Genomic DNA, 14,321 nt, shown 5'->3' on the forward strand with positions numbered 1-14,321 from the left:
CAACGATGTCTTTTCATTTTTGATAGGTAAACGGCAAATCCTACGCAGAATGTCGAGAAGCCTAGTGCAAAAACGCCAACTCCAAGAATCATGAGGCCTAATGCTGCAACCGAAAAAGCCAGTGCTCCAAGAGAAAAGCCAATCAATGCTATGCGAAGGCCAAGTAAGCGAGGATCTTTTAGGATTACGGAGATATCATGGGTAGACCCCCTGTGCCAGGGGTGCCCACAAAGCCAGCGCCAATGCCGACGAGTCAGCTTCGCCGGGATGTCCAAGTTGGTTGACTTGACCCTGATTCATCGCTACTCAATCGTTGCCGCTTTTAACCTCATGACGGGAAATTTTTCCGTATTCGTCGTAGACATCCAAGATGCGGTGCTGCTTATCAGCATCGAAATTTTCCACAGAAAAAATACGGCCCCATTCTGCAGCCATGAATGTGCCAGCGATCTTTCCATCAGCGTCTACGCATGACTTCGACAATCCTGCCTGTCCCCAGGAGGCATATACCGTTCTTGCGGGTTGTTGACAGACGTACCCACTCTGATGATCTAGTGCGTATTTGTTGTCCGCTCCAGAGCAGGATGCGATCGAAAGTGTTGCAATGACTAGTGATGTGAGGCTTAGTTTCATTTGTATGGATCGGTCATATAGGGGCTAGGGATGGGCGATTGGCGGTCAAATGGGTCTGCTCCATTTGATGCATCGAGTGTGTCGCGAACGAAGGAATGGCAGTAGTTCATCGGTGGAATGAAGCGGCCTAGTGGTCGCCCTGGTGATATGAGTCTATTTACATTCGCTTCATCGGCGCCAGGTGCAAGTCGGCACTCCGCGCTTCTTCCGGCGCTACGAGTTCCATGGTCCACGGTTTCCACTGGTGATCCAATAAAGTCATATTCATTGCCCGCATTTGCTCCTGCCTTTGCGGTGCCCATTCCAGCTTCCTGCGTGTCCGTCTTCAGCCAGTAGTGATCGATAGGGCCGAGCTTTCCATCAAATGCGGGATCGCGGCAAACCCAAACGGACAAGCCTAAAGTATCGCTGTAGGTCAGTGGGTCGTTAATTCCATACGTGTATGTACTTTTCCCCCCAGAAAGGCCTAAGGGGTCGCTCTGTATATATCGGCCTGCAAACGCATCATAGTCACGGTGCAAGTTGTAGGCCTTGCCTGCTTCCTTGTCGTAGTATTGCCCCGGAAAGCGCAGGTTAAGCGCGTAGCCTGTCGTCGATACCGGCCTTGCTTCGCCAAACGGATTGCTGGTGTAAGACCAATGCCAAGCCATTGCACCGGCGTTTGTTGTAACCACACGTGGCGATCCGAGCGCATCGGCATGCACATAGTTCAATGATGCTGCGCCGCCATTGTCCAGCACGCCCACCGGGATGCCGCCGAGCCACAGATAGTCACGCGTTGTGTTTCCCGTCGCTTCCGACAGCAACTGACTTCCCTCGTCATACGCAAAGCGCGTCGTCGTTCCCTCTGCCGTCTTGCTCGTGCGTTGCTCCAGACTGTTGTACACGTAGCTGCCCACCGTCTGGCCGTTACGCTGCACAACCGTCATCCGATTGCGGCCGTTGTAGCCATAGCCCCACGCGTCACCGGCAAAGGCGTTACCTGTCGTATTGCCGTTGGCGTCATAGGTCCGCGATGCCGTGCCGATGCTCGTCAGCCAGTGGGTGCCGGGCTGATAGCCGTAAGTGCCCGTTGCCAGACCGCTGCCCGTCTTGCTGAGGCGGTCGCCGGTCTTGTTGTATGTGTAGGCCTCGATGGCCTGTCCGGCCGGGTCGTCCACGCTGGCGAGGCGGTATGGCGGATCGTAGCGATAGCTCTCCGAGCCAGTGCCCGCCTCACTCACCCCCGTGATGTTGCCCATCGCATCGCGGATGAAGTGCAATTCCAGGGCCGGGCTGACGATGTCGGTGATGCGGTAGTTGGCGTCGTAGGTGCGGCTGATCGTCTGGCCGTTGCCCAGCGTATAGGACTGGATCGGGCCGAACGGCAGGTAGGTCGCGTTACTGACGACGGCCTGTGCGGTGCCGCCCGGCGGCGTGACCGTGAGCCCGCTGATCTGGCCGAGGGCGTCATAGCTGTAGGTCACCACGGCGCCGCTGGGGCGGGTCTCGGTGTGGATGCGGTCGGCCAGGGTATAGCTGTACGCCACGGTGTCCGTCGCATCGCCCTGGGTCTGGCGCTTCTGGATGACGTTGCCCCGGGCGTCGTAGCAGTAGGTCGTGGTGACGGCCTGCTCCACGATGCGGGTCAGGCGGCCGATGGGAGCGGATGCGGCGCAGCCGGTAACCGTATTGGCCTCGTCGTAGTGGTAGCTGACGTTGAGGCTGGTGTCGGCATAGCTGGCCGAGGTGCGCCGGTTCAGGGCGTCGTAGGCGTAGGTGGTGGTGATCCCCTTGGCATCGGTCTGGGTCAGGCGATTGCCGGCGGCATCGACGGTGAAGGTCGTGGTGCCGGTGTCCGGGCTGTGGATGCCGGTCAGGTCACCCAGGCCGTTGTGGTCGTAGAGGGTGTTCAGGCCATCCGGGTCGCTGATGCCGGTGACGTTGTCGCTGGCGTCATGACTGGAGACGGAGGTGGTATTGGCGGTGGCCGGGTTCGCGCCGTTGTAGTCCTCGATGGTGCTGACCAGGCGGTTCAGTGCATCGTAGCCCTGCTTTCGCTGCACGCCCCTGGCATCGGCCGAGTGCACCGGGTGGCCTTCGGCGTCGTAGCCGTCGGTGGTGTCGAAGGACAGCACCGTGCGGTTGAGGGCATCGGTGACGGTCAGCAGCTGGCTGAGGCTGTTGAAGGTGCGCGAGAGCGAGCGGCGGACCGTGCCGCTGGCGTCGGAGGTTTCTTCCTTCGTGCGGTTGCCTGCCGCATCCAGGGTGTAGTGCACCCGGTTGCCCTGCCCGTCGGTGATGTCGGTCAGGCGGCTGGCGTCGTCGAAGGTGTACTTGAGCGTCACGCCATCGGCATCGGTGGTCTGGATGATGTTGCCGATGGCGTCGTAGGTAAGCGTAGTGACCGAGGGCGTGCCGGTGGCATCCCGGGTGGTGGTCGCCAGCCAGCCTTCGGGGGTGTAGGTCATCAGGGTCACGATGCCGTTGGCATCGGTGATCTTGCCCGGATGGCCGTACAGATCGTAGGCGTCGTAGCTGGTGACGTGGCCCAGGGCATCGGTGGCCGTGGCGAGGCGGCCCTGGGCGTTATAGGTGTAACGGGTGATATCGGCCACGTCGGTACGTGGGCCATCCACCGTTTCGACGAGGCCGGCGGCGTTGTAGGTCATGGTCGCGACGCGGTCGGCCGTGGCGGCGTGCGTCAGCGCGGAGACAAGAGCGAGCGCGAGCGGTGTCCAGCGAAGTCCTTTGGTCATCGGTCAGTCCTTGAGCGAGCGAACGGTGGTCGAGAGCGGGCGGCCATTAGCGTCGTAGGTGTACGACGTGACTCGATCAAACGTGGTCACGGTGGCCGGGCGGAAGCTAGTGCCGTCCCAGGTCGTGGTGATCGTGCGCTCTTCGGGGGTGCTCTTCGCTTCGGTTTTCGTCGTGATGCGTCCCTGGGGGGCGTAGGTGAACGCGGTGATCCTGCCCAGTGCATTGGTTTGCGTGGCGATCTGTCCGCGTGCGTCGTAAGTGAAGGATGAGTTGCTGATGGGGCAGCCGGGCACCGGTTCGCCGGATACCGAGGTCATCCGGCGTGTACCGCCCACCGTGCCGTAGGTGTAGGTCACCACGTGTCCCAGGGGATTGGTGACCGTGGTGGTGGCGTCGTCGACGTAGGCAATGACGGTCTTGTCGGCGCCACCGGCATGTTCGCTGGAGATCGCCCGGCCTTGGCTGTCGTAGGTCCAGGTCGCGGCGCGCACGCCCCGCTCGTCGAACAGGCCGGTGAGGAAGCGCGGGTGCTCGACATCCTCATACACGTAGCGTCGCGACGTGGTCTTGCCCTGCACTTTACGTGTCGCCTGCTGCAATTGTCCTTCGTCGCTATACGTATAGGTCACGCTTACGCCCGTCGAGGACAGCGAGACCAGCTGTTCGGAGAAGTCCTTGGTGAAGACCAGCGTATGGCCACGAGAATCCTTGACGGTGACCTTGATATTGAAGTTGGCATCGAAGCCATAGGTCAGGGTCTGGGTCAGGCCGTTGGCGCCGCGGTAGCTGGTGAGCTGGCCCTGGCCATTGAAGGTATAGACATCGTTCGCCGGAGAGCTGTAGATCCATTTCGATCCGGAACGGCTGAGGCTGCCGCGCTCCGACGACTCGCCGGTCGCCACGCTGCCCGTGACCGCGAATAGCGAGGCTCGCCCATCGTCCAAGGTCAGCGAGGCCACGCCCATGCCTACGATCAGATTCGCGCTGTACGTATGGCGCCAGCGGCCATCGGCACTGTTGTAGAACCGAGTGAAGGCCAGCTCGCCATCGGCATCCGCGAAGTCGCTCTCGCGCTGGAACTTGTTGCCGATGGCGGCGTTGATCGGATTACCCTGGCAGTCGTTCGGATCGTTGTTGGGATCGTCATCGGGATCGCCAAACTGCTTGCGAGCGAGCGCATCACCATCCAGGACGCATTCACCGGTGACGAAGTCGAAGACCTTATCGACGTCGCAGGGGCCTTCGACGACGGCGATGATGTGGGGAATGTGTTGCGGCGCTCCCTCGCCCACCCGCGCCAAGGTGTCGCAATTGTATAGATACGGGTTTCCCGACATCGGTGCGAAGGTGGGTGCCACATAGGCAAGGACGTGTGAGTTGCCCGAATTGTACGTGGCCACATCGGCCTTGTAGGCCGCCTGGCAGGCGGCATCGGCGGACGGGTAATGCACCATGTCGTCGGCGGGTGGGAAGGATGGGGAATCCAGTGCGAACCACACCTCATCGGCGTGCGCCACGTTGGCGAGTGACAGAATGATGGATACGGCGATTGCTGTGGTCTTCATGACCTCTCCCTGATGATTCGGTATCCGTGGATCAGAAGAATGATGGTGGCATCTTGGATCCGATGAAGGGCCTGCATGGGCAGGCCGGCGTGATGATTCCTGGCTGGCTGTCGTTCTGTTAGTAGAAGATGGCTAGTTTCGCAGTGATGATTTTAGTGAGTCACGCGAAAACGGCAGATTGAATGCTTATCTCTGCCCATTGCGTCCATGCGGGCGAGCCCGCACGGCGGGGCTCGCATGAGATCACGCGTGATGGGTTTTCGTCTTGAGAAAGATGGACAGGAAACGTGTCGTTGTTGAGGCGATCGTGTGTCGTTGATGAGGTGGTAGCGCGATGCCGATCACATCAAGCGCAGTTGCAGGTGCGCGCCTCGCGCGCGACAGGTACGCGGCGATACGTGCGGAATGATCGATGCATCGCGATGGTGATGATGCAATGCGCTTGGAGTCATCGCTGTGTTGATGCGTGGCCGGTCGCGCGCGAGGCGCGCTCCTACAGGGTTATGTGCAACTTGGGGTGGTATTTCGGACTCGATCCTACAGACATGATGGAATTGATCTGATAGGGTGCGTTCGTTGCCTGTGGATCGGACGCAAGAGAAGAAGCACAGGCAACCGTCACTCACCATTGCGGTGAGAAGCATGGCCGCCCGGGTGCAGCAAACACCCGAACGGCCACTGACTCCAACCTTGCAGCAACAAGGACCAGAGCTATGTCGAAGTTTACGGCATTCCCATCCCCTCCGCTTTTATGCGGACACCCCCACGGTAGCGATCGCGCGTTCCGGAGCGCTTCCGGCCGCGTCTGACCCCACGCGACGTCCGCCGTGTCCATGAGAAGGTTCCTCGCCGTTGCCACCCGGCGCGTAGCCGTGTGGCCGGTCACGGCCGGCTGACGCCGCTTTCATACGCTGTCCCTGACGCCCGATCGTTCCGTGGAGGAACGGCCGTGGGAAACGCTTCCCATCGTTCGAGTGACGAGGGGTATGCCGGGAGGCATGCCCCGCCTCGATACGGGCGCACCACAAGGAGTGTCTTCATGATTGACCCGAACAGCAGCATGGGCACCGGCATGGCTCCGTTTTGTCCCGACCCGCAGGCCACGGTGGAATCCCTGCTCGACCTCATTGGCGACTGGCTCACGTATGTGGGTGGCATGCATGAGGTGCTGGCTGACATGGCGGCCGATCCCGAACCGCCGGATCGTCATCAGCTGGCTTGCATGCTGGGTACGGTGGCGTTGCTGATCCGGCAGAGTGAACGTTGCATACGGCAGGTGAAGTGTCGCTATGTGCGAGAGGCCGGCGAGATGACGGGAGGTGATTGATGGATCTGCCTGTCACAGCCATTACGGGTGCCGGGCTTGGTCTGCTGGCCGTGAACGTGGCGGTTTACCTCGATCGCATGCATGGGGTTACCCATGCCTGTCGCAGCGCGCGTGAGTTCTGTGTGGTGTCGTTTGGTTTTGCGCTGGTGGCAGCGGTGGCGTTGCTGGACCTTGTGACTGAGGTGTGGATTGATCCGCAGGAGAGTGTGGTCTTGGGTGTGCTGATGTCGGCCGGGATCGGGTTGTCGCTTACGACTTCGGCGGCGTTGGGGTTTTGTCTGGTTTCCCGGTTGTAGGTGGGGTGGCCGGGGCAATACGGTTTTATTGGGGCGGTCGCGCGCGAGGCGCGCTCCTACAAATGCGGGTTCGACCTTGGTCCATAGGCAGTCGTGATCTTCCTGGGCTACCCTCGGGATTCTTATCCTGTAGCGGAGGCGGCGCATGGGTTACGAGGAAAGCTGGCGACGGTCGGTGGATGAGCCCGAGGCATTCTGGGCGGAGCAGGCCCGGCTCATCGACTGGAAGGAGCCGCCCCGGCAGATACTCGATGCTTCGCGCCCACCGTTTCGCCGCTGGTTCGTTGGTGGCACCACCAATCTCTGCCATAACGCGGTGGATCGCCACCTTACGACGCGGCCCGACCAGCTCGCCATCGTGGCGGTGTCCACGGAAACGCAGGTCACCCGTGAGATCAGCTATCGCGAACTGCATCGCGAGGTGAATGCGTTTGCCGCGACGCTGCTGGCACTGGGAGTGAAGCGGGGCGATCGTGTGGTGATCTATATGCCGAATATCGCCGAGGCAGTGTTCGCGATGCTGGCCTGTGCGCGGATCGGGGCGATTCATTCCGTCGTGTTCGGTGGCTTTGCCGCGCATAACCTCGCCATGCGCATCGACGATGCCGAGCCCGTGGTGCTGGTCTGTGCCGATGCCGGTATGCGCGGTGGCAAGGTCATTCCTTACAAACCGCTGGTGGATGCGGCGCTGGCAGAGGCGAGTACGCCGCCGGCCCATGTGCTGGTGGTGGATCGCGGACTGGATGCCGGCATGCAGATGACCGGCGGCAGGGATGTGCTCTACGCGCCACTTCGCGAGATGCATCTTGATGCCGTTGTGCCGGTGGAATGGCTTGAATCGAACGAGCCGAGCTATCTGCTTTACACGTCGGGTACGACAGGGCGGCCCAAGGGTGTGCAACGCGATGTCGGTGGTTACGCCGTGGCGCTGGCGCTGTCCATGACCACGATCTTCGATCTGCAACCCGGGCAGGCGATTTTGTGTACGTCGGACGTGGGCTGGGCCGTCGGGCATTCGTATAACGTGTATGGGCCGCTGATCGGTGGTTGTACCGCGATTCTTTATGAAGGCCTGCCTACGAATCCTGACCCCGGCATCTGGTGGCGCCTTTGCGAAACCTATGGCGTGCGCACGGTATTTTCGTCGCCGACGGGGATACGCATCCTGAAGAAGCAGGACGAGGCGTGGTTGCGCAGGTACGACCTGTCGGCGTTGCGGTGGATCTTTCTTGCGGGTGAGCCGCTGGACCAGCCAACGTATGACTGGCTGACTGAAGGCACGGGCAAGACGGTTATCGATAACTACTGGCAGACCGAGACGGGGTGGCCGGCGTTGTCTTTGATGCCGGGATTGGATTTGAAGCCGGTCAGGCCTGGTTCGCCGGGTTTTCCCACGTTCGGTTACCGCATGCGGGTGATCGACGATGCCACCGGTGAAGATAAGGCGCCGGGCGAGAAGGGTGTGCTGGTGATCGAGCCGCCGTTGCCGCCGGGTTGTCTCACGACGATCTGGCGTGATGACGAGCGTTACGTACGCAGTTACTTCGGGCATTTCAAGGAGCTGCTGTACAGCTCACTGGACTGGGCAGTGCGCGATGCCGACGGGTACATTTTCATCCTGGGGCGCACGGACGATGTCATCAACGTGGCGGGGCATCGGTTGGGGACACGGGAAATCGAGGAATCGGTGGCAACCTTGCCGGCGGTGGCCGAGGTGGCGGTGGTGGGCGTGGCCGATGGGTTGAAGGGGCAGGTGCCGGCCGTGTTCGCGACGTTGAAGCAGGATGTCGGTGGCGATGCGGGCGAGGTGGCGCGGGCCATGGAGCAGCGGGTGGTGGAGTTGCTGGGGGCTCTGGCCCGACCGGGGTGTATCTATGTGGTGGGTGCGTTGCCCAAGACTCGCTCGGGGAAACTGCTGCGGCGCGCCTTGCAGGCGGTCGTTGAGGGGAGGGAGGCGGGGGATCTTTCGACACTGGATGATCCGGGGGCGTTGGAGGGGATCCGGCGGGCGGTGGAGGCGGGGCCGCATTGTGGGCAGCGGCGGTAGGTGTTCGGCTTCGCCGGTCGCGCGCAAGGCGCGCTCCTACACAAGCTGCCCCGCCCGGGCGTGGTCGTGCACATGTCGTCCTGCCCGGGCGTGGTCGCGCGCATGTTGTCCTGCCCGGGCGTGGTCGTACACATGTCGTCCTGTAGGAGCGCGCCTTGCGCGCGACCGGCGAAGCCGAAAATCCGGGTCATGCGTGGTGTCCCGGGGCCGCGCGCGAGCATCGCAGCCCATGCAGGAGCGAGCCTCGCGCGCAACCGTCCGGGCGGCGACTCTCCATCTGCCCGTGCCTCCCAAGGCTTAGCCGCACCGCAACAAGGCTTAAACAATCCTTCGCGCTAAAATGGCGGTCTTTACGCGGAGAGTTCCATGGCACAGCAAACCTCGCCCGGCGCCCGTTTCCGCGCCGCGCTGGCGGAAGAGAAGCCGCTGCAGGTGATCGGCGCGATCAACGCCAACCACGCCCTGCTGGCCAGGCGGGCCGGTTACCGTGCCATCTACCTCTCCGGCGGCGGCGTGGCCGCCGGCTCGCTGGGCCTGCCGGATCTCGGCATCAACACCCTCGACGACGTGCTCACCGACGTGCGCCGCATCACCGATGTGTGTGACCTGCCGTTGCTGGTGGATATCGACACCGGCTTCGGCCCCAGCGCCTTCAACATCGCGCGCACGGTGAAGAGCCTCATCAAGTTCGGCGCCGCGGCCTGCCACATCGAGGACCAGGTGGGCGCCAAGCGCTGCGGTCATCGCCCGGGCAAGGAAATCGTCAGCGCCGGCGAGATGGCCGACCGCGTCAAGGCGGCCGCCGATGCGAAGACCGATCCGGACTTCTTCCTCATCGCCCGCACCGATGCCATCGCCGTGGACGGCGTGGAAGCCGCTATCGAGCGCGCCATCGCCTGCGCCGAGGCCGGTGCCGATGCGATTTTCGTCGAGGCGGCCTACGACCTGCCCACCTACAAGCGTTTCACCGATGCGCTGAAGGTGCCGGTGCTGGCCAACATCACCGAATTCGGCCAGACCCCGCTGTTCAGCACCGAAGAGCTCGGCAGCGTTGGTGTCGGCATCGTGCTTTATCCGCTGTCTGCCTTCCGCGCCATGAACAAGGCCGCGGAAAACGTCTACACCGCCATCCGCCGCGACGGTCACCAGCGCAACGTCATCGACACGATGCAGACGCGCGAAGAGCTCTACGACCGGATCGGTTACCACGAATACGAGCGTCGTCTCGACGCTCTTTTCTCGAAGAAGGGTTAAGGAGAGTCACGCATGAGCGACACCACCACCCAGCCGAAGGCGAAGAAGTCGGTCGCCCTCTCCGGCGTGGCAGCCGGCAACACCGCGCTGTGCACCGTCGGCCGCAGCGGCAACGATCTTCACTACCGTGGCTATGACATCCACGACCTCGCGGCCAAGGGTTCGTTCGAAGAGGTGGCCTACCTGCTCGTCCACGGCGTGCTGCCGAACTGGATGGAGCTGAACGCCTATCGTGCCAAGCTCAAGCGCCTGCGCGGCCTGCCGGCCCCGGTGAAGGGCGCGCTGGAACTGCTTCCGGCCGCGACCCACCCGATGGACGTGATGCGCACCGGTGCCTCGGTGCTGGGCACCGTGCTTCCGGAGAAGGAAGACCACAACCTCACTGGCGCGCGCGATATTGCCGACCGCCTGATGGCCAGCTTTGGCTCCATGCTGCTGTACTGGTATCACTTCAGCCACAACGGCAAGCGCATCGAGACGGAAACCGACGACGATTCCATCGCCGCGCATTTCCTGCACCTGCTGCACGGCAAGAAGCCGAGTGACCTGCATTCGCATGCGCTGGATCGCTCGCTGGTGCTGTATGCCGAGCACGAGTTCAACGCCAGCACGTTCACCGCTCGCGTCATCGCCGGCACCGGTTCCGACATGTATTCGGCCATCACGGGTGCCATCGGTGCGCTGCGTGGTCCGAAGCATGGCGGTGCTAACGAAGTGGCGATGGAAATCATTGCCCGTTACCGCGATGCGGCCGAGGCGGAAGCCGATATCCGTGCGCGCGTGGAGCGCAAGGAAATCATCATCGGTTTCGGTCATCCGGTGTACACCGTGTCCGATCCGCGTAACGAGATCATCAAGGAAGTCTCGCGCAAGCTCTGCACCGACGGCGGCAACCCGCGTCTGTTCGAGGTGTCGGAGAAGATCGAGAAGCTGATGTGGGAACTGAAGAAGATGTTCCCGAACCTCGACTGGTTCTCGGCATCGGCCTATCACATGATGGGTGTGCCCACGGCCATGTTCACGCCGCTCTTTGTCATTGCGCGTACGTCGGGCTGGAGTGCGCATGTGATCGAGCAGCGCCAGGATGGCAAGATCATTCGTCCGAGCGCGAATTACACGGGGCCGGAAGATCAGGTTTACGTGCCGATCGAGAAGCGTTGAGGTTTTAGGGAGCGCACACGTCAGGATGCGCTCTGGACCGGTCGCGCGCAAGGCGCGCTCCTACAAGGTAACCCTGTAGGAGCGCGCCTCGCGCGCGACCGGATTCAAATCGAAGCCGCCAGCCTCGTCGCCTGGTCGATCGCCCGCTTCGCGTCCAGCTCCGCCGCCACATCGGCGCCACCAATCAGGCGCACGTCCATCCCACGCCCCGCCAGCGCATCATGCAGCTCGCGGTTCGGCTCCTGCCCCGCGCAGACGATCACGTTATCCACCGGCAGCACGTGCTTCTGCCCATCCATGCTCACATGCAGGCCGTCGTCGTCGATGCGCTCGTAGGTGACACCACCGAACATCTGCACCTTCTTGTTCTTCAGCGTGGCACGATGCACCCAGCCTGAGGTCTTGTTGAGTCGCGCACCGGGACGCCCCGCCGTGCGCTGGAGCAACCACACCTGGCGCTCCGGCTTCTCCGGGTGCGCCGGCATGAGGCCGCCCGGCGTCGTTATCGTCATGTCCACGCCCCATTCCTTCGTCCAACGTGTGACGTCGGTGGTGGGGGAGGGGGCGGCTTCGGTGAGGAACTCGGCAATGTCGAAGCCGATGCCACCGGCACCGATCACGGCCACCTTATGGCCGACCGGCGCGTTGCCATGCAGGACATCGAGGTAAGAGAGCACCTTGGGATGCGTTGCTCCCTCGATGTCGAGCGCACGCGGCAACACGCCCGTGGCGAGCAATACCGTGTCGTAACCGGCCAGTGTCTCGGGCGTGGCGGTGGTGCCCAGGCGCACATCCACGCCCGTGGCATCGAGACGATGGCGGAAATAACGCAGTGTCTCGTGGAATTCTTCCTTGCCCGGCACACGCTTGGCCATGTTGAACTGGCCGCCGATCTCGTTGGCGCGGTCGATCAGCGTCACGGCGTGTCCGCGCTCGGCCAACGTCGTGGAAGCGGCCAGTCCGGCCGGGCCGGCGCCCACCACGGCGATCCGCTTCTTCGCGGTCGCCGGCACGATGGTGATCTCGGTTTCATGGCACGCACGCGGATTCACCAGGCACGAGGCGCGGCGATTCTCGAACACATGATCGAGGCAGGCCTGGTTGCAGGCGATGCAGGTGTTGATGGCCTGCGGCGTGTTTGCGCGGGCCTTGTTCACCCATTCCGGATCGGCGAGCAGCGGCCGCGCCATGGACACCATGTCGGCATCGCCGTTGGCGAGGATGCGCTCGGCGACATCCGGCATGTTGATGCGGTTGGTGGTGACCAGGGGAATGCCCACTTCGCCCTTCAGGCGCCGGGTGACCCAGCTGAAGGCACCACGCGGCACGCTGGTGACGATGGTGGGTACGCGGGCTTCGTGCCAGCCGATGCCGGTGTTGATGATGGTGGCGCCGGCCGCTTCGATCTTCTTGCCGAGGGTGACGATGTCGTCCCAAGGCTGGGCGTTGTCCACCAGGTCGAGCATCGACAGGCGGTAGACGATGATGAAGTCCTTGCCCACCGCCTCGCGCATGCGGCGCACGATTTCCACGGGGAAACGCATGCGGTTTTCGGCCGAACCGCCCCAGCGGTCCGTGCGCAGGTTGGTGCGCGGCGCCAGGAACTGGTTGATGAGGTAGCCCTCGGAGCCCATCACTTCCACGCCGTCGTAGCCGGCATCGCGGGCCAGCTTCGCGCTGCGCACGAAGGCGTTGATGGTGCCTTCGACACCGCGGCCGCTCAGTTCGCGTGGCGTGAACGGCGTGATGGGCGACTTGATCCGCGACGGCGCCACGGACAGCGGGTGATAGCCGTAACGGCCTGCATGCAGGATCTGCATGCAGATCTTGCCGCCTTCGGCGTGCACGGCGCGGGTGACCTTGCGGTGGCGCGCCACCTGCCAGGGCATGGCCAGCGTGCCCGACATCGGCTTCAGCCAGCCGCGCAGGTTGGGCGCGATGCCACCGGTGACGATGAGGCCCACGCCGCCACGGGCACGTTCGGCGAAGAACGCGGCGAGCTTGTCGTAGTCAGCGGCCTTGTCTTCCAGGCCCGTGTGCATGGAGCCCATGAGCACACGGTTGCGCAGGGTGGTGAAACCCAGGTCGAGCGGAGCGAGCAGGTTTGGGTAGGCCACGGGACGGATCCGGTTCAAACGATCGTTCGAATGATCCCCGTAACCGGTCGCCGGGGCAAGGGCGGCCGCAGCACGGGCGTTACGCGCTGTATCGGCGCGTTAACAGGGCGGGGGCCCGCATGGCGTGCAAAGGGCGCTCTGGCGCGGGTGCAGCGGCTTCCTGCGAAAGGCATGCAACTTGCTCGGTTGGCTCAACCGGCGCGTCGGCAGGGCACCCGGCCATTCGAAACAGGGGATTCGCATCGCTCACAGGAGACTCTCCCATGCGTAAGACGCTTATTGCCTCGGCGATTCTGCTCGCCATCGGTTTTGCCTTGCCGGCCATGGCCGACGATACCCAGACGGGATCGTCCGGTGCATCCGCCCAGCGCAAGTCCATCGCCGTGCAGTACACGGACAACTCCACGTCCACTCCGACGACGACCAATACCACCACGAACACCACCAGCGATTCGTTCAACTCCACCACGGCCGTGGCGAACAGCACGCTCAACGGCACGGTGTCCAACATCACGGTCAATCCCACGGGTAATGTCGCCACCAATGCCGGCAACGCCAGCGGCGGACGCGGCGGTGCAGGCGGCGCCGGCTATGGTGCGAAGGGCACGGGCGGCGACGGCGGCAACGGCGGCAGCAGCGGCCGGGCCGGGGCACGTGGCGCGGTGGGCGGCGATGGTTCGAGCAGCAGCGGCGATGCCGGATCGCTGACGGCATCGGCAGGCGGCAACGCCTCCGGTAACGGTGGCGCGGCCTCCGGCGACGGCGGTGGCGCTCGTTCGCGCGGCGCAGGCGGTGGCGCGCCCTCGGGTGGTGCATCGGCCAGCACGGGTGGCGCGAGCGCCAGCAGCGGCGGCGCGGGCACGTCAGGCGATGCCACGGCGACCGCGACCGGTGGCGCAGCCAACGGCGGTGCGGGTGGCGAAGCCACGGCCAGTTCCGGTGCAGCCGGTGCCGGCGCGGCGGGCGGCAACGGCTCGGGTGGTTCGGGCAGCGGCGCCAGCGGTGGTGCGGGCGGTGCCGGTGGTTCGGCCTCGGCGGCAGCCGGTGCGTTCACCGTGACCAACAACGCCGGCAGCGCGGGTACCGGTGCGGCGGGCATCTTCAATCTTGCCCAGAACAGCGGCGCGGCCTCGCTCATCCAGCAGAGCGTGAACGTGCAGGCCAACGTCAACGCCCACTGAA

10 protein-coding genes are annotated in these 14,321 nt (G+C 63.4%); 6 read left to right on the plus strand and 4 right to left on the minus strand.

What is annotated here, in order from left to right:
• Positions 1–306 precede the first annotated feature (306 nt).
• The 3 genes from HBF25_RS09380 to HBF25_RS09390 are packed head-to-tail and all read right to left on the minus strand — an operon-like array spanning position 307 to position 4,937.
• Positions 307–633, minus strand: coding sequence for a hypothetical protein (locus HBF25_RS09380; RefSeq protein WP_166947685.1), 327 nt, complete (start codon positions 631–633; stop codon positions 307–309).
• Positions 630–3,371, minus strand: a complete 2,742-nt coding sequence (locus HBF25_RS09385) for an RHS repeat protein (protein WP_166947687.1) — start codon at positions 3,369–3,371, stop codon at positions 630–632. The genes HBF25_RS09380 and HBF25_RS09385 overlap by 4 nt, the downstream gene beginning before the upstream one ends.
• A gap of 3 nt (positions 3,372–3,374) precedes the next feature.
• Entirely contained in the window at positions 3,375–4,937 is a 1,563-nt protein-coding gene (locus HBF25_RS09390; protein ID WP_166947688.1) for a DUF6531 domain-containing protein, read from the minus strand.
• A gap of 1,039 nt (positions 4,938–5,976) precedes the next feature.
• Between HBF25_RS09390 and HBF25_RS09395 the strand changes: the two genes are divergently transcribed.
• The 5 genes from HBF25_RS09395 to prpC all read left to right on the plus strand — a co-directional run bounded on the left by HBF25_RS09395 (position 5,977) and on the right by prpC (position 11,022).
• Positions 5,977–6,264 carry a hypothetical protein gene (locus HBF25_RS09395; protein WP_166947690.1) on the plus strand — a complete coding sequence of 96 codons (288 nt, stop codon included), beginning with the start codon at positions 5,977–5,979 and terminating at the stop codon, positions 6,262–6,264.
• Positions 6,264–6,560: a hypothetical protein gene (locus tag HBF25_RS09400; protein WP_166947691.1), complete on the plus strand. Its 297-nt coding sequence runs from the start codon at positions 6,264–6,266 to the stop codon at positions 6,558–6,560. Before HBF25_RS09395 ends, HBF25_RS09400 begins: the two co-directional genes overlap by 1 nt.
• Positions 6,561–6,705: 145 nt before the next feature.
• On the plus strand, positions 6,706–8,607 hold the full coding sequence (gene prpE / locus HBF25_RS09405; protein ID WP_166947693.1) for a propionate--CoA ligase: 1,902 nt from the start codon (positions 6,706–6,708) through the stop codon (positions 8,605–8,607).
• 366 nt (positions 8,608–8,973) lie between these two features.
• The gene (gene prpB / locus HBF25_RS09410; RefSeq protein ID WP_166947695.1) at positions 8,974–9,861 is read left to right on the plus strand and encodes a methylisocitrate lyase; all 888 of its coding nucleotides are present in this window, start codon (positions 8,974–8,976) and stop codon (positions 9,859–9,861) included.
• A 12-nt stretch (positions 9,862–9,873) separates the two neighbouring features.
• Positions 9,874–11,022: a bifunctional 2-methylcitrate synthase/citrate synthase gene (gene prpC, locus HBF25_RS09415; RefSeq protein WP_166947696.1), complete on the plus strand. Its 1,149-nt coding sequence runs from the start codon at positions 9,874–9,876 to the stop codon at positions 11,020–11,022.
• Positions 11,023–11,126: 104 nt separating this feature from the next.
• On the opposite strand, the gene HBF25_RS09420 is transcribed toward prpC, so the two are convergent.
• Positions 11,127–13,139, minus strand: coding sequence for an oxidoreductase (locus tag HBF25_RS09420; protein ID WP_166947698.1), 2,013 nt, complete (start codon positions 13,137–13,139; stop codon positions 11,127–11,129).
• Between the two features lie 263 nt (positions 13,140–13,402).
• Here HBF25_RS09420 and HBF25_RS09425 point away from each other — a divergent pair, with 263 nt between their 5' ends.
• A complete protein-coding gene (locus HBF25_RS09425) occupies positions 13,403–14,320 on the plus strand; it encodes a hypothetical protein (RefSeq protein WP_166947700.1) in 918 nt (305 codons plus the stop codon).
• The last annotated feature ends 1 nt before the right edge of the window (position 14,321 follow it).

Source organism: Luteibacter anthropi, assembly GCF_011759365.1.
GTDB lineage: Bacteria > Pseudomonadota > Gammaproteobacteria > Xanthomonadales > Rhodanobacteraceae > Luteibacter > Luteibacter anthropi.